This is a genomic window from Paenibacillus sp. ALE2, from assembly GCF_054113385.1.
In genome coordinates, this window is the sequence record NZ_CM134213.1 from 3,288,190 (window position 1) to 3,312,479 (window position 24,290).

23 protein-coding genes are annotated in these 24,290 nt (G+C 45.2%); all 23 read left to right on the forward strand.

The window, feature by feature from the left end; translation table 11 throughout:
- Positions 1-71: 71 nt before the first annotated feature.
- The 23 genes from ACXHJ1_RS14365 (at position 72) to ACXHJ1_RS14475 (ending at position 24,278) form a co-directional block, all read left to right on the forward strand.
- A complete protein-coding gene (locus ACXHJ1_RS14365; protein WP_447249195.1) occupies positions 72-548 on the forward strand; it encodes a DUF6097 family protein in 477 nt (158 codons plus the stop codon).
- A gap of 46 nt (positions 549-594) precedes the next feature.
- On the forward strand, positions 595-1,062 hold the full coding sequence (locus ACXHJ1_RS14370) for a hypothetical protein (protein ID WP_457904816.1): 468 nt from the start codon (positions 595-597) through the stop codon (positions 1,060-1,062).
- A 44-nt stretch (positions 1,063-1,106) separates the two neighbouring features.
- Positions 1,107-1,901 carry a hypothetical protein gene (locus tag ACXHJ1_RS14375; RefSeq protein WP_044787713.1) on the forward strand — a complete coding sequence of 265 codons (795 nt, stop codon included), beginning with the start codon at positions 1,107-1,109 and terminating at the stop codon, positions 1,899-1,901.
- Positions 1,902-2,024: 123 nt separating this feature from the next.
- Positions 2,025-2,813 (forward strand): YwiC-like family protein, encoded by a 789-nt coding sequence (locus tag ACXHJ1_RS14380; RefSeq protein ID WP_102998945.1) that lies wholly within the window; start codon positions 2,025-2,027, stop codon positions 2,811-2,813.
- A gap of 15 nt (positions 2,814-2,828) precedes the next feature.
- Positions 2,829-3,935, forward strand: coding sequence for a TIGR04053 family radical SAM/SPASM domain-containing protein (locus ACXHJ1_RS14385; protein WP_457904817.1), 1,107 nt, complete (start codon positions 2,829-2,831; stop codon positions 3,933-3,935).
- Positions 3,928-5,349 (forward strand): protoporphyrinogen oxidase, encoded by a 1,422-nt coding sequence (gene hemY / locus ACXHJ1_RS14390; RefSeq protein ID WP_457904818.1) that lies wholly within the window; start codon positions 3,928-3,930, stop codon positions 5,347-5,349. Before ACXHJ1_RS14385 ends, hemY begins: the two co-directional genes overlap by 8 nt.
- 108 nt (positions 5,350-5,457) lie before the next feature.
- A complete protein-coding gene (locus tag ACXHJ1_RS14395; protein ID WP_044787707.1) occupies positions 5,458-6,165 on the forward strand; it encodes a DUF542 domain-containing protein in 708 nt (235 codons plus the stop codon).
- A 47-nt stretch (positions 6,166-6,212) separates the two neighbouring features.
- Positions 6,213-7,064, forward strand: a complete 852-nt coding sequence (gene modA, locus ACXHJ1_RS14400) for a molybdate ABC transporter substrate-binding protein (protein WP_044787706.1) — start codon at positions 6,213-6,215, stop codon at positions 7,062-7,064.
- On the forward strand, positions 7,061-7,738 hold the full coding sequence (gene modB / locus ACXHJ1_RS14405; RefSeq protein ID WP_457904819.1) for a molybdate ABC transporter permease subunit: 678 nt from the start codon (positions 7,061-7,063) through the stop codon (positions 7,736-7,738). Before modA ends, modB begins: the two co-directional genes overlap by 4 nt.
- A 199-nt stretch (positions 7,739-7,937) precedes the next feature.
- Positions 7,938-11,612 (forward strand): nitrate reductase subunit alpha, encoded by a 3,675-nt coding sequence (locus ACXHJ1_RS14410; RefSeq protein WP_457904820.1) that lies wholly within the window; start codon positions 7,938-7,940, stop codon positions 11,610-11,612.
- The gene (gene narH / locus ACXHJ1_RS14415) at positions 11,602-13,191 is read left to right on the forward strand and encodes a nitrate reductase subunit beta (RefSeq protein WP_017426862.1); all 1,590 of its coding nucleotides are present in this window, start codon (positions 11,602-11,604) and stop codon (positions 13,189-13,191) included. The genes ACXHJ1_RS14410 and narH overlap by 11 nt, the downstream gene beginning before the upstream one ends.
- Positions 13,184-13,750, forward strand: a complete 567-nt coding sequence (narJ, locus tag ACXHJ1_RS14420; RefSeq protein ID WP_016821791.1) for a nitrate reductase molybdenum cofactor assembly chaperone — start codon at positions 13,184-13,186, stop codon at positions 13,748-13,750. Before narH ends, narJ begins: the two co-directional genes overlap by 8 nt.
- On the forward strand, positions 13,747-14,430 hold the full coding sequence (gene narI, locus ACXHJ1_RS14425) for a respiratory nitrate reductase subunit gamma (RefSeq protein WP_013372381.1): 684 nt from the start codon (positions 13,747-13,749) through the stop codon (positions 14,428-14,430). The genes narJ and narI overlap by 4 nt, the downstream gene beginning before the upstream one ends.
- A gap of 45 nt (positions 14,431-14,475) precedes the next feature.
- Entirely contained in the window at positions 14,476-14,928 is a 453-nt protein-coding gene (locus tag ACXHJ1_RS14430; RefSeq protein WP_016821790.1) for a GAF domain-containing protein, read from the forward strand.
- 1 nt (position 14,929) lies between these two features.
- Positions 14,930-15,994 (forward strand): PAS domain-containing sensor histidine kinase, encoded by a 1,065-nt coding sequence (locus tag ACXHJ1_RS14435; protein WP_017426863.1) that lies wholly within the window; start codon positions 14,930-14,932, stop codon positions 15,992-15,994.
- A gap of 7 nt (positions 15,995-16,001) precedes the next feature.
- Complete coding sequence (locus ACXHJ1_RS14440) at positions 16,002-16,649, forward strand: response regulator transcription factor (RefSeq protein ID WP_038978085.1); 648 nt, start codon at positions 16,002-16,004, stop codon at positions 16,647-16,649.
- A 207-nt stretch (positions 16,650-16,856) separates the two neighbouring features.
- On the forward strand, positions 16,857-18,053 hold the full coding sequence (locus tag ACXHJ1_RS14445; protein WP_017426864.1) for a nitrate/nitrite transporter: 1,197 nt from the start codon (positions 16,857-16,859) through the stop codon (positions 18,051-18,053).
- Positions 18,054-18,161: 108 nt separating this feature from the next.
- On the forward strand, positions 18,162-19,181 hold the full coding sequence (locus tag ACXHJ1_RS14450) for a ThiF family adenylyltransferase (RefSeq protein ID WP_017426865.1): 1,020 nt from the start codon (positions 18,162-18,164) through the stop codon (positions 19,179-19,181).
- 86 nt (positions 19,182-19,267) lie between these two features.
- The gene (locus ACXHJ1_RS14455; protein ID WP_457904821.1) at positions 19,268-19,711 is read left to right on the forward strand and encodes a molybdenum cofactor biosynthesis protein MoaE; all 444 of its coding nucleotides are present in this window, start codon (positions 19,268-19,270) and stop codon (positions 19,709-19,711) included.
- Positions 19,704-19,937: a MoaD/ThiS family protein gene (locus ACXHJ1_RS14460; RefSeq protein ID WP_025365498.1), complete on the forward strand. Its 234-nt coding sequence runs from the start codon at positions 19,704-19,706 to the stop codon at positions 19,935-19,937. The genes ACXHJ1_RS14455 and ACXHJ1_RS14460 overlap by 8 nt, the downstream gene beginning before the upstream one ends.
- A gap of 69 nt (positions 19,938-20,006) precedes the next feature.
- The gene (moaA, locus tag ACXHJ1_RS14465; RefSeq protein ID WP_457904822.1) at positions 20,007-21,023 is read left to right on the forward strand and encodes a GTP 3',8-cyclase MoaA; all 1,017 of its coding nucleotides are present in this window, start codon (positions 20,007-20,009) and stop codon (positions 21,021-21,023) included.
- Between the two features lie 397 nt (positions 21,024-21,420).
- Positions 21,421-22,245: a BglG family transcription antiterminator LicT gene (licT, locus tag ACXHJ1_RS14470; RefSeq protein ID WP_457904823.1), complete on the forward strand. Its 825-nt coding sequence runs from the start codon at positions 21,421-21,423 to the stop codon at positions 22,243-22,245.
- A gap of 116 nt (positions 22,246-22,361) precedes the next feature.
- The gene (locus ACXHJ1_RS14475) at positions 22,362-24,278 is read left to right on the forward strand and encodes a beta-glucoside-specific PTS transporter subunit IIABC (protein WP_102998938.1); all 1,917 of its coding nucleotides are present in this window, start codon (positions 22,362-22,364) and stop codon (positions 24,276-24,278) included.
- The last annotated feature ends 12 nt before the right edge of the window (positions 24,279-24,290 follow it).

A 24,290-nucleotide genomic window follows, 5' to 3' on the forward strand; every position in this document is an offset into this window, starting at 1 on the left:
CATACATTGTCATGTTCAGTATGAAACGATATACTCGTAATTTAGAAACTATTGAAATGAGGTAAAAAGATATGAATGTTTTAGGTCAGTTAGGATCTGCTATCCAGAGCAGCCTATTTATTCAATCCGAACTGAAGAAAGCACATGCATTGATTCAAAAGCACGACCTGCCTGTAGAGCAGGTGGAAGATGATTTTCACAAGCAAATTATCTTGCTGGAGCAATATGCTGGCACTCGCATTTTTCAGCAAGGGCTTGCCAGATACAAAGTAATCAATGCAACGCTTATGACCCTATCTGTGCTCGTATTGCTGGCAGCATGTATTGTTGCAGTGGTGGAATATTTGCAGCCGGAGCGACATCTGCTGGATGTGCTGATAAATGCCATGTTCGAATATTGGGTTCCCTCTATTACAATACTTAGTGTTGTATTTGTGGGTGTGATCGTGCTTGGTATCGTTAGAAATGTTTGTGCTAGACGATTACATACACGCGTGCTGGATCGAGCCTGGCAGGCCATTTTCCATCATGTGGACAAACGAGGGTAAAGAGTAGCTGTAGAAGATTGGCATATCAGTTTAAGGAGTGGCAGCAATGAATGACTGGGAATCGGGCATCATTCAAGTTGATAATGAGCACGCGATTTATTCTTCTTTAACAGAAGAGCAGTTGTTAGAGACCGATTTGTACACGAAATATTTTCATTCTGTAAGAAAGCTAGGGAATGATTACATTTGGTATCATTTTGATCAGGTTCCTTTGCTGCATCGGCACTTTTTTGTGTCTGTATGCTTTAAGGATTCAACCCTCATCGTTGTGGAGATTTCGCTTCAGGGCAATCAATTTCCAACTTCATGGGATAATTGGTCTGAAGAAGGGGAAAGAAAGCGTCAAAGGGAGCATGATCGTTTGTTACAACGACATTTGTCCGTAAAGCCAAACTATCGTCAAACCAAGCCTTACCCCTATATGGAATATGAATTTGACTGGGGGAAAATCTCTTCTTATTTTGACCCGCGGTCGGGAAATACGGCCGTTGCTTTTAAGTATAAAGGTGAATAGCGATCTTGTAGGTGAGACTGTTGGCATAAGTAAGGAGAAGTGTGATGGATAAAAAAGCAAAGAAAATACTCATGAACACTTTCTGGTCCAGCGGCTGGAAGCAGGAGCGAGGACCCTTTTCGGGTGAGGATTTTGAATATGCCAAAAGCAAGGGCTTGATGTTCGATCCGATCACCATTACGCATGATGAGATGATAAATAGGTTACATGAGTTGCACCAGCAAAAGGCTACAAAAGAGCGAGTGGCAGCGGCGTTTCTGCACAGTCTTTCCACGAAAAAGGTTCATTTGCGAAGCGCCTTATCGAGCTGGGCATTAACCGCAAAACTGCCTATGCATACCTATGGGGAGCGACCTGTTGTTCTGCCCAATTACAGCAGCTGTGGGGATTGTAATTTTCATAAACTAATGTCCGATAAGGAATACGTCAATAAGGATTTGAATGTGCTGAATTTTGAACGGATCAAATGGGGCGGTATTCGGCTGAATCACCTTCTTTACTGCTGGATGGACCTTGAATTGTTTAGTCAAGAAGAGGAGTTCCAGGTTTCGGATGAGGATCTGGCTATCCTTCATAACATGCTGGAAGCCGTTCAGGACTGTGAGGCTCAGAATGGTGCGCGGCAATTGGAGAAGCGCTGGAAAGATGTGTTCCCATCCAGCAAAAATGAACGCGACGTGGTTATGGAGGTATGGGGATATGCTGGCTTGCTGGCACCACGGGACACACCTCGTAGACGCCGCGGCGGCAATGATGATTTTTATTCGGTAGCAGCCTGGCAAGGAGATGACGGATACTCCCAGGAAGCGCTGGACTATTATTTTGGTACGTTTTTATAAAGAAAGTGAAGGTTTATCTTCAGGTTAGGCTATTCCCCCAAACAAAAAAGGGAACTCCCTGATTGGTTCAATTGGACAGAATACTTAGAATTAAAGTAGGGTGAAAAATTGAATTTTGGGGGAATGGATGATGAGTCGATTAACCGAAGCTATAAAGATGTTACACATTGTGAAAAAAGGATCAAGACTTTGAAAGGGATTAGTAGATACATCCCCAATCAGCATGGAGCCTGGGCAATGCTCATTCTTCCATTTTTGTTTGGCTTAGCTGCTTCTCCAAAACAATTCATTCATATACCTCTATTCGTATGCTGGTTTTTTATCTATTTATTTAGTTTTCCTGTTCTCCAATGGATCAAAACGGGAAACAGTAAAAGATACCGTAAACCTGTTGTTATATACGGAGCAATACTCCTTCCTCTTTTGGCTTCTCTAGTATGGGTTAAACCTGTGTTGATCTGGTACGGAGTTCTGCTCCTGTTCTTTTTTATGGCTAATATGTATTACGCCAAAATGAAGAATGAGCGTGCTTTGTTAAATGACATTACCGCGATTCTGCTTTTCTGTTCTTTTATATACCCTGTTGTTCATATTGGAGAAGGTGGAGATTGGACATTAACCACAGAGCTATTTTTGCTGTTGGTATGTTATTTCATAGGAACGGCTCTTTATGTTAAAACGATCATCCGTGAAAGAAAAAATCCACGTTACTATTATGCGTCTATTATCTATCATCTGATCATTGTGCTGTTGGCCGCCTGGATCAAGGTGTTTTTGGTTATTCCATTTTTAATTCTGTTCATACGAGCTATATGGCTTCCTAAATTCGAGTTAAAGGCAAAGCATGTAGGCATGGCTGAAATTGGATTTTCATTGATGCTCTATGTATCTGTGCTGTTTTTATATTTTTAAAAAGGAGAGACATCAATGATATCTTTGCAAACGCCACGAGATTATCGCGTAGACCCGTTTATCGTCATTTGGGAGGTAACGAGAGCTTGCGCATTAAAATGTCTTCACTGTAGAGCGGAAGCCCAATATAAGCCTGACCCTCGTCAGCTGACATTTGAAGAGGGCAAAAAGCTGCTCGATCAAATCGCTGAAATGAATCAACCACTGGTGGTTTTCACAGGTGGAGATCCGTTATCGCGTCCTGATTTATTTGAGTTGGCTCAATATGCAATTGAGGAGAAAAAGCTATCGGTTTCCATGACTCCCAGTGCTACCCCAAAAGTGACAAGAGCAGCGGTCGAAAAAGCAAAGCGGGTTGGCTTATCACGATGGGCTTTTAGCCTGGACGGTTCATGCGCGGACATTCATGATCATTTTCGCGGGACTGTGGGTTCTTACAATACGACCATGCGGGGAATTGGATATTTGAAGGAATTGAACATCCCTATCCAAGTGAACACCACCGTGTCCCGATACAATCTTCATGATCTGGAGCGAATTGCAGAAAAGGTAAAGGAAATGCAGGCGGTGTTATGGAGCTTGTTTTTTCTGGTTCCAACCGGGCGTGGGATGGAAAAAGATATGATTACTCCTGATGAGCATGAGGCTGTAATGAAGTGGTTGTATCAGATACAGCAACAGATGCCCTGTGGTGTAAAGGCTACCGAAGCACCTCATTATCGAAGGGTTGTCCTACAGGAAAAGCACAAAGCAGGACAGCATAACACAACGTCCGAACAAAAAAGGGCAGATGTCTTGGGACGCGCCCCGAAAGGCGTAAATGATGGCGATGGATTTGTTTTTATCAGTCATATCGGCGAAGTGTACCCGAGTGGTTTCCTACCGCTAACTTGCGGGAATGTACGAAAGGATAGTTTGGCCCATATTTATCGGCACTCTCCGATTATGAACCATCTTCGGGATAAATCTCTGCTTAAAGGCAAATGTGGAGTTTGCGAATTCAATACAGTCTGTGGAGGCTCCAGAGCAAGGGCTTTTGCCATCACAGGAGACTATTTGGAGAGTGACCCTTATTGTGCATATATGCCTGGAGTGGGGAAGGAAACGTGTGCTCATGAATAAAAATGCTAAAAGAGTTGTGATCCTTGGTGGAGGAATAAGCGGTTTAAGTGCTGCCTTTTATGTGAAAAAGTTAGCGGAGGACAGGCAGCTTGAAGTGGAGATTACACTGGTGGAGAAAAGCGACCGTCTGGGAGGAAAGCTGCAAACGGTTCGCCAAAACCATTTTATGATCGAAAAAGGACCGGATGCTTTTCTGGCCAGAAAGACGGCTATATTGGATCTGACTATGGAATTGGGGCTGGAAGCCGATTTGGTGTCAACAAACCCGAAGGCCAAGTCGGCCTCCATTTTGCATAAAAGCAAGCTGCATACCATGCCGATGGGCTTTATTTTAGGCATTCCAACAAAGTTGACTCCCTTCATTCGAACAGGGCTAATCTCTCCACTGGGAAAAGCGCGCGCAGCTCTGGATTTAATTATTCCAGCCAAGCAAGGCGATATGGATGAATCTCTGGGGGATTTTATCAAGCGGCGTCTAGGTAAAGAGGTGTTGGAGCAGATTACTGAGCCTTTGCTATCTGGTATTTACGCTGGTGATACGTATTCTCTTAGCCTCAAGTCAACCTTCCCTCAATTTAAACAGATGGAACAAAAGCATGGAAGTTTGATTATAGGTATGGCTAAAGGAGCGGGGAGAAAGTCGGGTGCACCTAACAAATTGCCGGATATCGCCAAGAAAAGCATGTTTCTTTCCTATCGACATGGATTATCGACCATTGTGGATCGGTTAAAGGAAAAGCTCGACACCGTCCATTTTGTGATGGGACAGCGTGTGGCTGAGGTGAGAAAAGAGGACGGTTATCAAGTAGTGCTAGACCATGGGCAAATCATAGATGCAGATGCAGTGATTTGTGCAGTTCCAGCCTTTGAGGCGGCTACATTATTTTCCGATATCGCAAGTGTGAGCTGGCTCCATAAGATTAACTACGTTTCGGTAGCGAATATTTCCCTGGCGTATAAAAATTCAGACCTTCATCTTGCCTATGAGGGAACTGGATTTTTAGTTCCCCGCAAAGAAGGAAAAATGATTACGGCCTGTACTTGGTCATCGACAAAGTGGAGCCATACCGCACCTGAAGGATATACACTCTTACGGACTTACATTGGGCATGCAGGCGCACAGGGATGGGTTCAGATGACAGACGATGAACTTGTAGCTGCGGCGCGCAAAGACCTGAAGGATTTAATGGGAATCGATGCTGAACCTGAATTAACTGAAGTCAGTCGGTGTAATCAATCCATGCCACAATATCCGATAGGACACAAAGAGCAGATGGCGAAGGTGAGACATGATTTGTCACAGGATTTTCCGCGTGTATTTTTATGTGGTGCTGGTTATGGAGGGGTTGGCATTCCGGATTGTATCGCTCAAGGCAAAGAAGCAGCTGAACAGCTGGTCTCAGGTTTTTTATAATCAGGCTCTTTCCACGAGTGAAAAAGGGATCGCCCTAATTGGTTCAGCCTTGAGAGAGACATAAAATGAGAGTTAAGTATAAAACTGAAGTAAGATGGGGGAATGAAAATGAGCCAGTTAACGGAAGAAACATGGGTAGCGGACATTGTAAAAGAAGTACCCAAAACAAGTGACTTGTTCCGTAAACTACGGATTGACTTCTGCTGTGGCGGAAAAATATCGCTCCGTGAAGCGGCTGCCAGCCGGGGGCTGCACGCTGGTGAACTGCTGGCGCGGGTGCATGAAGTGGAGGAAAATCAGGCACAGCATAAGCAAATGCAACCCTCCTCACTAGAACCCAAAGAACTGATCGCCTATATTCAGGATGAGTATCATACAAAGTTGTGTGAAGAACTAGCGGCGCTCACACCGTATATTACCAAGCTAACACGGGTTCATGGCGAACGCTATTCGCACCTGAAGCGAGTGAATGAACTTTATACCTTGCTTAAACAGAAGTTAACGGTACATATTCAATTCAAGGAAAGTCTTCTGTTTCCGTTGATTCAAGCGTTTTTTCAGGACTCGACGTTTGAGCGTGTGGACGCACTTCTTTTTCACTTATCCGAGTTGCAAGACGAACACCAAGCGGTTGTGGATTCACTGCAGGAGCTGCGTTTGATTACCAATGGCTTTGAGCCGTTACAGGAAGCTTGTGGCACACATCGACTTGTATTGAAGCGTTTGGAGGACCTGGAAGCGGACATTTATAATCATATTCTTCTTGAGAATTGTACACTAGTTGAACGTACCAGACAGGCACAACCCCATTCATAATGAAACCTATCACTTCATGACAGGCTAGACGTAAGGAGTCAAACAAAATGAAAAAAATTATCAAACATAGCCAGGCACTCTTTTTTGCTTTTTGTGTTGTGTTATTACTAGCAGGGTGCGGTGCGGGGCAACAATCAGCTTCAAGTGGTAGCAGCGCGGTCCAGAACGAGGTCTCCGGCCAGGATTCATCGAAAAAGACTGAAACTGTAGAACTGACCATTTCCGCGGCTGCGAGCTTAACAGATGCACTTAAAGAAATCCAGACATTGTACGAATCATCCCATAAAGGTATTCAATTGAATTTCAACTTTGGTGGTTCTGGTGCACTGGAAAAGCAGATTGAGCAAGGAGCTCCATCGGACTTGTTTTTGTCTGCTTCGAAGAAAAACATGAAGTCTCTCGTAGATCAGCATTTAATAGAGAGCAATAAACAAAAAACATGGCTGACGAACGAGTTGGTAGCGGTGATCCCTGCTGACGGGACGACGAGCATCACGAGTGTAAAGGATTTAATGCAAAAAGAAGTGAAAAAGGTAGCAATCGGTATTCCTGAGAGTGTTCCTGCAGGCAAATATGCACAGGAAGCACTGACGAACATTAAGCTTTGGGATGTGTTACAAGACAAGCTTGTTCAGGCAAAAGATGTTAGACAAGTGCTGCAATATGTAGAAACGGGTAACGCAGATGTCGGATTTGTGTATAAGACAGATGCGTTAACTTCGCAAAAGGCGAAAATTGCTTTTGAGGTGGACTCTAAAACTTATTCAACGGTTGAGTACCCTATCGGGATCATCAAAGCTTCCAAACACATCCAAGAAGCCGAAAGCTTCTATGAATACCTTCAATCGCAAGAATCTCTGAACATTATGGCTAAGTATGGATTTACCATACCGAAGTGAGCATGCAGGCTATAGATTGGAGCGAATATTGGCCTCCGATTCGATTATCGTTACAGATTGCACTGTTATCCAGCGTTTTGGTGATCCTATTAGGCTTGTTTGCGGCATGGTCCATGTCGCGGTTAGGATTATTTAAAGGGAAAACACTCGTTGAAACCGTGCTTATGCTGCCTTTGGTGCTCCCGCCGACGGTAGTTGGATTTTTACTGCTAATCTTACTCGGACGAAAAAGTGGGTTTGGACGTTTGGTGGAGCATTGGTTTGGCGAGCCTATTGTATTCTCATGGTGGGCTGGGGTCGTGGCCGCGGTGGTTGTGGCTTTTCCCCTAGTCTATCGGACACTGAGAATGGGATTCGCTGCAGTGGATCGTGACTTGGAAAACGCAGGGCGCTCGATGGGGGCAAATGAATGGCAGGTCTTCCGATATATCACCTTTCCTTTGATTTTCCCTTCTTTTAAAACGGCCTTTATACTTGGTTTTGCCCGTGGGCTGGGCGAGTTCGGTGCTACGCTGATGATTGCCGGAAATATTCCGGGTAAAACACAAACGATCCCTACAGCCATCTATATTGCAGTGGATTCTGGTCATCTTCCTATGGCCTGGGCTTGGACATGCTCGATCATATTCATTTCCTTTATAATGCTCCTGTTAACAGGCCAAAAGAACAATTAATCTATTCATACAAGCTTCCCTCTGGTAGAGGGGGGCTTTTTTTGTATCTTTCCTTAGAACGAGGGATTTTCTATAGCGCTATAGGACATTCCCTAATGGGAACGGAGAGGAATGAATTACATAATGAGAGTAAGCGAATGAATCTTCCCCGTGAGTTTGCGATGGGCTGATTCATTCTGAAAAGGAGCGTTGATCACCGATGAAAAAAAAATACAGTCTCAACTTCTTCAAACCAATCGAGAGCTATTCCGGAAATTGGTCAATCCTTGAAGAAAAAAATAGAGAATGGGAAAACGTGTACCGCCAGCGTTGGTCTCACGACAAAGTGATTCGCACGACGCATGGTGTTAACTGTACCGGCTCCTGTAGCTGGAAGGTTTTTGTTAAGAACGGCATCATCACTTGGGAAAATCAGCAAATCGATTATCCCTCCTGCGGTCCAGACATGCCGGAATTTGAGCCGCGTGGATGCCCGCGTGGTGCTTCATTTTCCTGGTATGAATACAGCCCGTTACGTGTGAAATATCCATATATGCGCGGTAAGTTATTGCGACTCTGGCAAGCTGCCCTCAAGGAGCATAGCAATCCGGTAGACGCATGGGCCAGCATTGTCGAAGACCCGGAGAAAGCCAAGCTCTACAAATCGGCTCGCGGCAAAGGCGGGCATGTTCGTGTGGCTTGGGATGATGTTCTGCATCTGATTTCGGCGCAATTAATTTACACCATTCGCAAATACGGTCCTGACCGGATTGCAGGCTTCACCCCTATTCCAGCAATGTCAATGATAAGCTATGCCTCAGGAGCGCGGTTTATTTCTCTGCTTGGTGGAGAAATGTTGAGCTTTTACGACTGGTATGCTGATCTTCCGCCTGCTTCTCCCCAAATTTGGGGTGAGCAAACGGACGTACCTGAATCCTCAGATTGGTACAACGCGGGCTACCTGATCATGTGGGGCTCGAATGTGCCGCTTACCCGGACGCCAGATGCTCACTTTATGACGGAAGTACGCTATAAAGGAACCAAGGTCGTATCCGTGGCTCCGGATTTGGCGGAAAATGTGAAGTTCGCTGACAACTGGCTTGCACCCAATCCGGGTACAGACGCCGCTGTGGCACAGGCGATGACACATGTCATTCTGGATGAGTTCTACCAGGAACGTCAGGAACCCATGTTCATTAACTATGCCAAGCAATATACAGATATGCCATTCATGATTCTGCTTGATCCCCACGAAGGAGCCTGGAAAGGTGGGCGTTTTCTGCGGGCGAGTGATCTGGGGGATGCTTCACAGCATGCAGATTGGAAGCCAGTCATTTTCGATGAAGTAGCAGGGGAAATGATGGTCCCGAACGGTACAATGGGACAGCGCTGGGAGCAGGATAAGCAATGGAACCTGATCCTGGAACGGGAAGATGGAACCAAGGTTGAGCCTGCGCTCACGGTGGAAGGTCATGACGAGCAATGGGAAGAAATTGTATTCCCTTATTTTGATAACACAGGTAACGGAACATTCAAACGTGTCATTCCGGCGAAAAAAGTACGTCTGGCTGATGGTTCAGAGCGCTTCGTAGCCACCGTATATGATTTGATGATGAGTCAGTATGGTGTCGCTCGCAATGATAGCCCTCATAATGCAAAGGATTATTACGATGCAGCTTCTCATTACACTCCTGCCTGGCAGGAGAAGATCACGGGAGTCAAGGCATCGGTCGTAGTGCAAGTTGCTCGCGAATTTGCTCAGAACGCCATCGACACTCAAGGACGTTCCATGATCATTATGGGGGCGGGGATCAATCACTGGTTCAACAGTGACACCATTTATCGCTCCATCTTGAACCTGGTCGTGCTGACGGCTTCCCAAGGTGTTAACGGTGGAGGCTGGGCGCATTATGTAGGTCAAGAGAAGTGCCGTCCTATTGAAGGCTGGTCAACGATTGCCTTTGCCAAAGACTGGCAGGGACCGGCTCGGTTGCAAAATGCTACTTCGTTTTTCTATTTTGCAACTGAACAGTGGCGGTATGAAGAAAGCGGCACCGACACATTGAAATCGCCGACTGGGGGAGAGGTCAGTTACCAACATCCGGCGGACTACAATGTACTTGCTGCACGGTTGGGCTGGATGCCTTCTTACCCGCAGTTTAATAAAAACAGCCTGCTATTCGCCGAAGAGGCGGCGCAATTAGGCAAGAAGTCAAACGAGGAAATCATTAACCACACTGTGGAAGAGATTAAATCGCGTAAGACTCGTTTTGCTATTGAAGATCCAGGGGCAGCGGAGAACTTTCCGCGTTCGCTCTTTATTTGGCGGTCCAACCTCATTTCCAGCTCGGCCAAGGGACAGGAATATTTCATGAAGCATTTGCTCGGAGCCTCCGACGCGCTGCTTGCCCGGCCGAACGAAGATCAGAAGCCTGAGGAAATCGTCTGGCGGGAAGATGTGGAAGGAAAGCTTGATTTGATGGTCGCACTTGATTTCCGGATGACCACAACGCCATTGTACGCGGATGTCGTACTTCCGGCGGCAACCTGGTATGAGAAGACGGATTTGTCCTCGACAGACATGCATCCGTTCGTGCATCCATTTAATCCTGCGGTGAATCCGCTTTGGGAATCCCGCTCGGACTGGGATATTTACCGTCAGCTGTCTGAAACCTTCTCGAACATGGCCAAAGAGCATCTACCGGGAATATATAAAGACCTTGTAACTGCACCGCTTGGGCATGATTCCATAGGCGAAATTGCGCAACCGATGGGGCTTATAAAGGACTGGACGAAAGGCGAGGCCGAAGCTGTGCCGGGTAAAACCATGCCTAATTTCAGCATCGTAGAACGCGATTACACCAAAATTTACGATAAATATGTTTCGCTCGGTCCAAATTTGGCTACTGGAAAAACGGGCGCGCATGGCGTTAGCTTCTCGGTAGCGGATGAATATGAGGAATTGAAGAAGCTGAACGGGGTTTATTACGATGAGTCCATTAAAGATGGACTGCCGAAGATCCAGACAGCCCGTCAAGTGGCTGATACGATTCTTCATCTTTCGTCTGCAACGAATGGTCGTGTCTCGCAAAAAGCCTACGCAGAGGCGGAAAAGGATCACGGTGTGAAGCTAATGGACATCTCAGCCGACCGCGCCGCCGAGAAGATCACGTTCCAAAGCATTACAGCGCAGCCGCGTGAAGTTATACCGACACCGGTATTCAGTGGCTCTAACAAGCAGGGACGTCGCTACTCGCCATTTACCACGAATATTGAGCGTCTCGTTCCGTTCCGGACTTTGACAGGAAGACAGCATTTCTATATCGATCATGAAATCTTCCAGCAGTTTGGGGAGTCGCTGCCTATCTATAAACCGACTTTGCCACCGATGGTATTCGGTACACGTGATCGGGAAATCAAGGGTGGCCAGGATTCACTTGTGCTTCGTTATCTGACTCCACACGGGAAATGGAATATTCACTCCACTTATCAGGATAACCAGCATATGCTTACGTTGTTCCGTGGAGGCCCAACGGTATGGATCAATAACGAAGATGCAGCAACTCATGCTATTGCCGACAATGACTGGCTGGAGGTGTACAACCGTAACGGTGTCGTAACCGCCCGAGCAGTTGTCAGTCACCGGATGCCAAGAGGAACGATGTTTATGTACCATGCTCAAGATAAGCACATTCAAGTGCCAGGCTCCGAAATCACGGATACACGCGGGGGCAGTCATAATGCGCCAACAAGAATTCATCTCAAACCGACCCAGATGGTTGGCGGATACGCTCAGCTTAGCTACGGGTTCAACTATTACGGTCCAATCGGCAACCAGCGCGATGTGTACGTAGCGGTACGTAAAATGAAGGAGGTTAACTGGCTTGAAGATTAAAGCTCAAATTGCCATGGTCATGAACCTGGATAAATGTATTGGCTGCCATACGTGCAGCGTGACGTGCAAAACAACTTGGACAAACCGCAAAGGTGCGGAATATATGTGGTTCAACAACGTGGAAACGAAGCCCGGTATTGGTTATCCAAAACGCTGGGAAGACCAGGAACAGTATAAGGGGGGCTGGCAGCTTCGCAAAGGGAAACTTGAACTGAAGTCAGGGAACAAGCTGTCCAAGATAGCGCTCGGTAAAATTTTCTACAATCCCGATATGCCTGAAATGAAGGATTATTATGAACCCTGGACTTACAATTATGAACATTTGACCAACGCCAAAGAGCAGAAGCATTCTCCGGTCGCGCGTGCACAATCTGCTGTAACAGGCGAAAAAATGGATCTGAATTGGGGGCCAAACTGGGAGGATGATTTGGCAGGTACCCATGTGACAGGACCTCTCGATCCCAATATTCAGAAAATTGAAGAAGAGATTAAATTCAATTTCGAGAAGTCGTTCATGCTGTATCTTCCTCGGCTTTGCGAACACTGTTTGAATCCAAGCTGTGTCGCATCCTGCCCTTCAGGTGCCATGTACAAACGGGACGAGGATGGCATCGTGCTTGTGGATCAGGAAGCATGTCGCGGCTGGAGATATTGCATGACGGGTTGTCCTTATAAGAAAGTGTACTTCAACTGGCAGACGAACAAAGCAGAGAAATGTACCTTCTGCTTCCCGCGCGTAGAAGCCGGGTTGCCAACCGTCTGCTCCGAGACGTGTACCGGACGAATTCGTTACCTTGGCGTTCTATTGTATGACGCGGATAAGGTGCAGGAGGCTGCTTCTAAAGAGGATGAGAAAGATCTGTATAAAGCACAGTGTGATTTGTTCTTGGACCCAAGTGATCCAGCGGTAATTGCGCAGGCAAAAAAAGATGGGATCTCGCAAGATTGGATTGAGGCTGCGCAGAACTCACCGGTCTACAAGCTTGCTATTGAGTATAAGCTGGCATTCCCGCTTCATCCGGAATACCGCACGCTGCCGATGGTCTGGTATGTACCACCACTTAGTCCGATCATGAATTACTTTGAAGGGAAAGACTCCATCGAGAATCCAGATATGATCTTTCCAGCTATCGAAGAAATGCGCACGCCTATTCAGTATCTTGCCAATATGTTGACGGCGGGCGACACCCAGACGGTGAAAGAATCGCTGCAGCGGATGGCTATGATGCGCTCCTATATGCGTGCCCAGTCCACAGGACAATCTTTCGATGAAAGCCGTCTGGAACGCACCGGCATGACAGCACGTCAGGCCGAGCAGATGTACCGGCTTCTGGCCATTGCCAAATACGAGGACCGTTTCGTTATTCCAACATCGCATAAAGAGGGTTATTCTAATCCATATCGCGCCCAAGGAGCTGCTGGTTACGGTGATACCTTAGGGAATATGGAAGGTTGTGGAGTTGCAGGAGCTGGCTGTAGCGGTTGTAGCCTGGCAAGCTCCACGGGAATGGAAGAGCCTTCGAAATCAGGCAAGCAAATGTATGAAGAAAACTTCTACGGGGGTATTTGGCGTGATTAATGTAGCGAAACTGTATGAATTCAAGCCTTCATTCGGGTTTTTCGCCCAACAACTCATGTACCCGGAAAAGCTGGATTTTCATCCGGCTTTTCTGGAAGCATCATTTGATCCGGATCATCCTGCGTATACGCATGCTCATAAGTACTGGTCTCTTATGCAAGAGTTTAGTATGGAAGAGATCCAGGAACTGTATACAGAAACCTTCGATTTTCAAAAAAATTGCGCACTATATATGACTTACTTCAAGTTTGAAGATGCAAAAGAAAGAGGACAAATGCTGGTAAAGTTAAAGGTTCTCTATGAAATGTATGGTCTTGAAATGCCAGATGGTGAGCTGCCGGATTACCTACCGCTCATGTGTGAATTCCTGTATGCCGCCGAATGGGTACAGGATGCAAAGACGACAGAAAATTTCCGCATGCCGATCGCGATTTTGGAAGACGGCACTTATCATTTGCTTAAAGCGCTGGAAAAAATGGAAAGCCCGTATTTTCATCTGGTCAAGGGACTGCGCGAAACGCTTAAAGCTTGCGTAGAACAGGAGGCAGCCACGCTATGATGATGGAGCAGTTTTTATGGGTCATTTTCCCTTATATGTGTGTGGTCATTTTTATCGTAGGCCATATCTTCCGCTATAGAACGGACCAATTCAATTGGACGGCAAAATCGAGCGAATTTATTGAAAAGAAACAATTGATGATCGGAAGCCTCTTATTCCACCTGGGGATCATTCCAGTTATTTTCGGTCATGTGTCTGGTCTGGGTATACCCAAAACCTGGATGCATGCACTGGGGGTAAACGATCATCTATATCACATTGGAGCGGTCTATATTGGTGGAATATTTGGAGCCATGACGTTCCTTGGGATGTTGATACTTACCTCTCGACGTTTTACAATTCGTAATGTGCGTCGTTTAAGTACAGCTTCTGATTTGATTGTAAACGTATTGCTGTTGGCGCTTGTGTGCATGGGGATGTTTGCCACTCTCGTAACGAATGCGGTTCAGCCGGAATTTGATTATCGGGAGACTATCTCGATCTGGTTCCGCGGTTTGTTCATATTCCGTGTTGACCCTACACTGATGAGAGACGTACCGATCTCGTTCAAGCTTCATGTCCTTATGGGTTTTGCGATTTTTGCATTCTGGCCGTTTACCCGGCTTGTACATGTGTGGAGTGTTCCGTTGAATTATGTGCGCAGAAGTTATATCCTTTACAGAAGACATAAATCAAACTAGGAAAGCGGGCCCTGCCTTCTTTCCTAGTTTTATTAGGAGAGAGTGATGAATAATAAGATGGATTATCAAAGGGAGCTTGAGCGAATACGCGAACATTTCGGTTATGATTTTATGGCACTTGCTCTGGTTGAACCGGCCGAATATCAATACGTCATTAAATGGAAAAACGCCGCTGGCAATTTGAATGATCGATTTAAGCGGATTGTACTGCAATCTGGAAAGGGCATAGCAGGAGTCGTGTTTAAAACCGGGAAATCTATCTTTATTCCATCTGTTCATCAATTTGTTGGGGCAGACAACCTGTTTAACTATCCAATCGTTCAATCCGAGAAGCTCAAGAGTCTCGGCGCTGTGCCCCTGTGGAATGATGCTCGCGTCGCGGGTGTGCTGCTGGGTGGATTTCGAGAAGAACAGCTGATGACCGAAGCTATGATGCGTGATTTGGAAACCTTGGCACATAGGGGAATTGGAGAGTTGAACGGGAAGGAAGTGATCTGAATTGACATTGTCTATAGGGACAGACTCTTTGAGTGCGCTAATGGTGAAGATGTTTGAGAACAGTACAGAAGCTATCTTCTTTTTTGATAGGGAAGGGAAAACCCTAGCCATGAACCCGGCGGCTGAGGAGATTGTAGACGATGACGTTCTCATTCAACTCTATGAAGGACAGGACAGGGCCTTATGTGGAACATGCAGAGGCTATACAAGCGACACAGAGCCCCGTACCTGCCTCGACTGTTATTTCAATGTGCCTGAATCCAACAATTTTGCTTCTTTTCAGGTTTATCTGGAGACGAAAAGCAATGGAATGGTTCCCTATGCAGCTTCTTTTCATACGATTGATTCTACAAATGGAATCCGGGTGCTGATGCTGAGAGATTTGACCCCGCAATTTCAGACGCAGGAGAAATTGTATCAGAACAAAATGATGAAACATGTTATTGAAGCACAGGAAAACGAGCGTAAACGGCTTTCCAGAGAGCTGCACGACAGCGTCGCCCAGGAATTGATGAGCGCGGTTGTTGAACTACGGGTATTAAAATACATGACGAATGATGAGCAGCTCATTAAAAACATGAAACAAACAGAAGCATCCATGACACGCTTGCTGGATGATATCCGCAACCTGTCTGTGGATCTTCGTCCTGCTACCCTTGATGATTTTGGACTTGAGGCGGCATTCCGTTCCCACTTTAAGCGGGTCGAGCAAAGTTTTGGTCTAGTGGTTGAGTTCGTATCTGATCTTCCCCAGAAGCGGTATGGAAGCGAAAAAGAAACAGTCATTTATCGCGTCTGTCAGGAGGCTGTGCTCAATGCGTTAAAGTATGCCCAGGTGGATACCGTTAAAGTTACTTTGTCCGAGCACGAACACGCGCTTCGTTTGACTGTAGAGGATAATGGGATTGGCTTTGATAAGGGGGGCAAGCCTATTGGAACAGGACTTGGCTTGTATGGTATGCAGGAGCGAGCAGAGCTGGTAGGTGGAAGTTTTGGCGTCCTTTCGAATGTTGGCCAAGGAACCAAAGTCTTTTTACAAATTCCGATTGGACACGAGGAGGAATAGAAACTTGATCAAAATTGTATTAGCGGATGATCATGCCATTGTACGAAGCGGATTTTCCATGATTCTCAACTTCCAATCGGATATGGAGGTTGTCGGAACGGCTGCGGACGGGATTGAAGCGTATACTATGGTAGCCAAACATCAGCCGGATATTCTAATTATGGACCTCAGCATGCCTCCAGGCGAAAGTGGATTGATCGCCACAGGCAAGATTAAAGAGGACCATCCTGATACTAAAATTCTGATTTTGACCATGCATGACGACGAAGAATATCTATTTCATATTTTGAAGAATGGTGCTTCAGGGTACGTTTTGAAAAATGCGCCAGATGAGGAGTTATTGCTTGCCATACGTACCATTCATGGGGGCGGGACGTATATCCATCCTAAAATGGCCACTTCTCTCGTGCGTGAGTTCATTAAGAAAGACACAACATCACAAACCGAAGATCCGTATGAGATTCTGTCCAAGCGCGAGCTGGAGATTCTCCCTTTGGTTGCAAAGGGATACGGTAACAAGGAAGTTGCCGAAAAGCTGTTCATTTCTGTCAAAACCGTGGAAGCGAATAAAGCTAAAATCATGGAGAAGTTGAACTTAAAAAGCCGGCCTGAGCTGGTCCAATATGCTTTAAAGAAAAAAATGCTGGATTTCTAGTTTATGAAGAAGATTATTTTTAATCCAATAATATATCTACAATGAATCAAGCAGCTTCTTACGAGAAGCGGCTTTTTTATTTTCAGGGACTCCCCTGACCGGGAAAGGGGAGTCCCCTATATTCGAAAGGAACGGCTAGCGGCTACAATGGGAACAGAAAAATACAAATCAAACATTCGACAGAATAAAGTTGAAAAGGTGAGTTAAATGATTAGAAAAATGCAGTTGCCGCTACAAACATTGAACCTGATTCTTGGATTCATGGTGTGGGTCATCATTTCTTCCCTCATGCCGTTCATTACGGAGGATATTGCGATTCCACCCGGAAAACTGGCCATGGTTACGGCGATTCCGGTCGTGCTTGGATCGATTCTGCGCATTCCGCTTGGTTATTATGCCAATATCTTCGGGGCGAGAATCGTTTTCCTCGTTAGCTTTGTTTTGCTTTTGTTTCCGGTCTACTATATCAGTGAAGCTTCGACGATGACGGATTTAATTATCGGTGGCTTGTTCCTTGGGATTGGGGGAGCGGTGTTCTCGGTTGGAGTAACTTCACTGCCCAAGTACTATCCGAAAGAAAGACATGGCTTTGTCAACGGGATGTATGGTGTGGGCAACCTGGGGACAGCGGTAACGACTTTCTCCGCTCCGATTGTAGCGACACAGGTAGGATGGGCACTTACAGTCAAGCTGTACCTTATCCTATTGCTTGTTTTTATCGTTTTGAATTTCTTCTTTGGGGACCGTCATGAAGCTAAAGTCAAGACGCCCATTATGGAGCAAATCAAAGGGGTTTACAAAAATGAAAAGCTTTGGTTTTTCTCGCTCTTTTATTTTATTACGTTTGGCTCATTTGTAGCGTTTACGGTGTATCTACCGAATTTTCTCGTATCGAATTTCGAACTGGATAAAGTGGATGCAGGGATGCGTACAGCAGGCTTTATCGCAATTGCTACATTCTTCCGCCCGATCGGTGGCTGGCTGGCGGATCGTTTTCAGCCCTTGTTCCTGCTGGTAGGTACGTTTGCTGTATACACGGTCGCTGCGATTCTTTTGGCTTTTTCCCCAGACATCACCCTGTATACCGTAGGGTGCTTGGCTATCGCTGTGAGTGCGGGAATCGGGAACGGTGTCATTTTCAAGCTAGTTCCATTTTATTTTAATAAACAGGCGGGCATAGTGAACGGAATTGTATCCATGATGGGTGGCCTGGGTGGCTTTTTCCCTCCGATCTTGTTATCGACGATTCATGCGGCTACTGGCCAATATTCCATTGGGTTCATGTTACTCTCCCAAGTGGCACTGGCTAGCCTGATTCTCGTCATATGGCTATATTATCAAGGACGTTTCCCCGTAACTGCCGAGCAGAACCGCTTTGAGAAACAAAAGGAACTTCAGCAGTAAAGCATTAAGAGTGGAGAAATTATAAAGACACCTTTAACGTTTCTAGCGAGAGCCACAGGAAAAAGCACAAAGTTAACGATCGCTCTTCAACGTTAGGGGGACATTGTGATGAAGGAACGTTATTCAAGACAGATCTTATTTAGACCCATCGGCAGTGAAGGACAACGTAATCTGTCTGAAGCTGTTGTTACCATTATCGGCTGCGGGGCACTAGGCTCCGCCATCGCTGAAACATTAGTAAGAGCGGGCGTCGGAGAGATTCACCTGGTTGACCGTGATTATGTGGAGACGTCGAATCTGCAACGCCAGCAGTTATTCACGGAGCAGGATGCTGCACAAATGCTCCCCAAGGTAACGGCTGCTGAAAAAAGGTTAAAGGCGATACGAGAAGACGTACGCTTGTATACCTATCTCGACAGCTTGGATACCGGGCTTGCTCAAGAGCTTGCTGGTAAAAGCACATTGCTGATGGATGCAACGGATAATTTTGAAACCCGGCTGCTTATAAACGATGCTGCACGAAAGGCTGAAATTCCATGGATTTACGGCGCCTGTGTTGGAAGCACAGGCGTTGTTTTTCCGTTCGTGCCGGGCAAGTCAGCTTGTTTTCGTTGCCTACTGCCATCGCTGCCGGCAATCAATCAGACCTGCGATACGGCTGGAATCATCTCGCCCGCAGTTCAAGTGACGGCTGCTCTCCAAAGTGCAGAAGCCATGAAGTGGCTGAGCGGTAAACGTGATAAAATGCGCAGCAAGGTTCATTTATTTGATCTATGGGAAAATACGCAGATGGACATAGGGATTTCCCGCATCCGCAATCAGAATTGTCCGACCTGTGGAGAACATCCTGTGTTTCCTGCACTGACCGCATCCCGTCGCTCGGCGTATGCTTCGCTGTGCGGACGGGATGTAGTGCAGGTTCTTCCAGACCCTCATCGTCCGATTACGTTGGACGATGCAGAGAAAATGGGCAGGCTTATGGCGGAACGTGTAAAAAGGACCCCTTATTTCGTTGAATTTTATGCCTTTGAGCATCGAATGATTTTATTTAAAAACGGAAGGCTCCTCATTCACGGTATTGGAAGTATTGCCAGAGGTCAAAAGCTATACCATCAGTTGTTCGGTTAAACAAGGGGTGTAGATCCAGGAAATATAAATAGTGAGCAGAGTTTTCATAGCAGAGTAGCTTGCCAGGTGGCTGGAAGGTGGAAAAGATGAGTGTATTTGAAATCGTGACGGAGCCCATTCTTCCGCAGATTTATGCAGATTATGTCTTAAGACCAGAAGCGGGAGCGGTGACCGTGTTTACAGGGCACGTAAGAGAGTGGACCCAAGGCGTACGGACATTGTATCTTGCTTACGATGCCTATGTGCCTATGGCTGAGAAAAAGCTTGCAGAGATTGGCCACGAAATTGAACGGAAATGGGAAGGGACAAGAGTAGCAATTGCACATCGGATTGGTGAGCTTCAGATCGGTGATATTGCCGTTGTCATCGCTGTTTCTTCACCACACCGCTCGGATGCGTATAAGGCGAATGAATACGCAATCGAACGAATCAAGGAAATCGTTCCGATCTGGAAGCGAGAGATATGGGAAAACGGAACACAATGGATCGGACAACAAAAGAAAAAGCCGGAGGAAATCAGTCATGATTAAGCTGTACTATTTTGCGGGACTCCGTGAAGTAACAGGAAAATTTGAAGAAATGGCAGATTTGGCAGGCCAAACTGTAGGGGAATTATACAGTTGGATCACAGATAAATACCCGGGCATGCCGATCAATTCTACACGAATTGCAGTAAACGAGGAGTACGCGTTGCTTACAGATGTACTGCAGGATGGAGATATCGCAGCTTTTATTCCGCCTGTCAGCGGAGGCTAGTGAAAGTGCTCGTCATGTGTCCATGTCCGCAACGTCAAATACAGCTAATGAAAAAAAGAAGGTGGTCACATGAGTTCACATCCGCTGAAGGACCCATTGCGGCGTCCGATTCGTGATTTACGTATATCTGTTACGGATCGCTGCAATTTTCGCTGTTCCTACTGTATGCCAAAAGAAATTTTCGGCGACGATTTTGCCTTTCTTCCCAAAAGCGAATGCCTATCGTTTGAAGAGATTCATCGGCTTACTGAGTTCTTTGTAGGCCTTGGGGTCAAAAAAATACGACTCACAGGTGGTGAGCCGTTAATGCGACCGAACCTTCCCGACCTTGTCTCTAGTATTTTGTCTATCAGTGGAGTTGAGGATATAGGGTTGACCACAAATGGTTTGCTATTAGGGCAACAGGCGCAACGCCTCTATGACGCGGGACTGCGACGGCTTAATGTCAGTGTAGACGCTCTGAACCCCGAGCTATTTGGGCAGATGAATGGACGGGGCATTAAGCCTGCGTTTATTTTGAAGCAGATCGATTTTGCAAGAGAAATCGGTTTTGAGATTAAGGTCAATATGGTGGTTCAAAAAGGTGTTAATGATTCTGAGATTTTGCCGATGGCTGCTTATTTTAAGGACCAGGGAATAACTCTTCGTTTTATTGAATTTATGGATGTAGGTAACGATACCGGATGGAGCTTCAAAAAGGTAGTAACAAAAGAAGAAATTATGGAGCGCCTTAAGAATGAGTACGAGTTGGAGCCGGTAGATCAGAATTACTTTGGAGAAGTGGCAAAACGTTACCGTTATAAAGACAGCGACGCGCAAGTTGGCTTTATTACTTCGGTTTCGGATTCGTTTTGCTCATCCTGCACGCGTGCCCGTTTATCTTCTGATGGTAAGTTTTATACGTGTTTGTTTGCTTCAGACGGATTTGATTTGCGCCAGATGCTTCGTAACGGGGCGAATGATCAGGAATTACTTGATGCGATTACTTCAGTATGGGAACAACGCATAGATCGGTATTCCGATGAACGTACAGAACAGACTGCAAACAACAGAAAAAAAATTAACATGTCCTACATTGGCGGCTGACATTTTTATACGGGTAATGTGCCGTATTCGATGTGGATATTTCCAAAAAGAAAGCGCAAACATTTTTGTTGGCAAAACTTAAATTCGATGTTATTATGATCTTGGGATTGTTACTGAAAAGGCAAAACCCGGGACATGGAACTGGACTTCCATGTGTTGGGTTTTGCCTTTTCTTTTTGTATACAGATTTGCAATAACGTAGAAAGGTGAGTGATAGTGTAGGGCTTATTCCTCTTTATGAATACGCTTTCATTTTAATGGGTTTATAAATCTACACATTATAGTTTGGTTTACAGCGAAAGCTTGATCGGCTATTACCGTCTTGTGACCTATCTGAAATATCGCCCAGCATCTAAATCCTTTTTTAGATTATTGCGGGATCAGGGGGGCAGCCAGAATGATCATAACAAAGATATTTAATAATAACGCCATAATAGCCAAAGATTCAAAAAGGCATGAATTTGTTGTTATGGGTCGTGGAATTGCATTCAAAAAGAATGCAGGAGAACAAGTAGAAGAGCATTTAATTGAAAAGGTGTTTGTACTTAAACAAAAAGATGCTTCAGAGAAATTTAAATTACTGTTAGAGGATGCCCCTACAGAATATGTTTCGTTATGCTATGACATCATTGAATATGGAAAAAGCATATTGGAAGCACAGCTGAGCGACTATGTATATGTTTCGCTTACAGATCACATGAACAATGCATTTAAAATGTTTGATGAAGGGTTTAAAAATGCAAATCCGCTCATCTGGGAAATTAAAAAATTTTATCCTAAAGAGTTTGGAGTTGGCTTAAAAGCGCTGGAGTTTATTGAAGACGAAACAGGTAAACGATTGTCTGAAGATGAAGCAGGTAATATAGCTCTTCATTTAATCAATGCTCAAGTCAACAGCTCCTACCATAAAGTAGCGGATGTCGCTCAGCAAACTCAAAAAATACAGGATATCCTAAATATTATTAAGTACTCTTACAATATTACCCTGGATGAACACTCGACTAGCTATGAACGATTTATTACACATTTAAGGTTTTTCTTTCAGCGGTTAATTCAAAAAGAAAAATTAGCACTGGAAGATGATTTTCTATTAAGGCAAGTGAAAGCAAAGTACAAAAAAGCTTACAGTTGTATGCTGAAAATTGAGAAATACTTGGACACGGTATTGTCAGATGAAGAAAAACTGTATATAACGATTCATATTCAGCGCGTAACTCAATGACCAATTGAATAACTCCTTGGATTGTTACTGGTAATGCAGGCGAAACCAACCTAGATCGAATTTGATCTATTTTGGTTTTGCCTTTTTTTATAAATACAAATAAAGGGGCAGTTACAATGAAGTATGAGACATTAGCAAAAGACATCATCAGAAATGTCGGCGGCAAAGAAAATGTAAATAGTCTAACTCATTGTATTACACGCTTGCGCTTCAAGCTAAAGGATGAAAATAAGGCCAATACAGAGGTTCTGAAAAGTATGGATGGTGTCGTCACGGTGGTAAAAAGCGGGGGACAATACCAAGTTGTGATCGGTAATCATGTGCCCGAGGTTTATGCGGATGTTGCTGCGATAGGCGGCTTCCAGGCAGGTGATTCAGAAGAAACATCAGGTGAAAAAGTCAGTTTGTTCAATAGGTTTATTGATACCATTTCAGGTGTATTTACACCCACGCTGGGTGTCTTGAGTGCCACGGGTATGATTAAGGGTTTTACGGCCTTGTTTGTAGCTATAGGCTGGCTGACTGTTACATCGGGTACCTATCAAATTCTCAATGCATTAGGAGACTGCTTGTTCTACTTCTTCCCTATTTTCCTGGGGTATACGTCAGCTAAAAAATTCAATGCCAACATTTTTATAGGTATGGCGATCGGGGCGTCACTTGTTTATCCAACCTTTAGCACGATAACAGCCTCGGGTAAACCGCTATACACTTTATTTAGCGGCACTATATTTGAGTCACCGGTATATATCACCTTCTTAGGTATTCCGGTCATTCTGATGAGCTATGCATCAACGGTTCTTCCGATCATCGTATCCACCTATGTAGGCTCAAAAATAGAAAATTTCTTTAAAAAGGTCATCCCTAGCGTAGTGAGAACATTCTTGGTTCCGTTTTTCACTTTGTTAGTTATTGTACCCTTAGCGCTGATTGTGATTGGACCACTCTCGACTTGGGCAGGTCAACTGCTTGGCGCAGCCACCCTCTTTGTGTATAACTTAAGCCCGATGATTGAAGGTATTATCATGGGGGCTTTCTGGCAGGTATTTGTTATTTTTGGACTGCACTGGGGTCTTGTTCCTATCGCTATGAACAACTTGGCGGTGCTCAAATTCGATCCGATCCTTGCTGCAACGCTGGGAGCCTCCTTTGCTCAAACAGGTGTCGTACTGGCAATTTTGTTCAAAACCAAAAATGTAAAGCTGAGATCCCTTTCCATTCCAGCTGTCATCTCCGGGATCTTTGGTGTAACAGAACCCGCGATTTACGGGATTACATTACCACGTAAGAAACCATTCATTTTAAGCTGTATAGCGTCTGCAGTAGGTGGCGGTATTATCGGAATGATGGGAACGAAAGGCTATATCATTGGCGGCTTAGGCATTTTCGCGATTCCGAGCTATATTAATCCGTCAGGGATAGACAGCGGATTTTATGGGGCTGTTATTGGTATCCTGGTAAGTTTCGTATTAGGCTTCTTGCTTATGTTTTTTGGCGGATTTAAAGATGATGAGGTGAAAGAAACGAAAAAAGAAGTTAGTTCAACGGGAGCAGCAAAAGGAGGAGAAGTATTAATAAGACAGGAGACGGTAATTAGTCCGTTAAAGGGTGATGTAAAACCTTTATCTGAGGTAACTGATGAAGCATTTTCGACAGGTGCTCTGGGTAAAGGGATTGCCATTGAGCCTTCCGAAGGCAAGGTCGTTTCACCTGTAGATGGTGTATTAACCTCCTTATTTTCGTCAGGTCATGCCATCGGAATTACCAGTGATCAGGGCGTGGAAATTCTCATCCATGTAGGCAAGGATACAGTCAAATTGAAAGGTAAACATTTTTATCCCAAAGTAAAACAAGGGGAAGCCGTCAAAAAGGGACAATTGCTCATGGAGTTTGATCTGGAGGCTATCCAAGAGGCTGGTTATGTTCTGACTACTCCTGTAATTGTTGCCAACACTGCTAGTTACTTGGATGTTATTGAAACGGAGAAGAAGACGATTGGTTATAAAGAGGATTTGTTGACGGTCATGGTCTAAGCTACCCATATT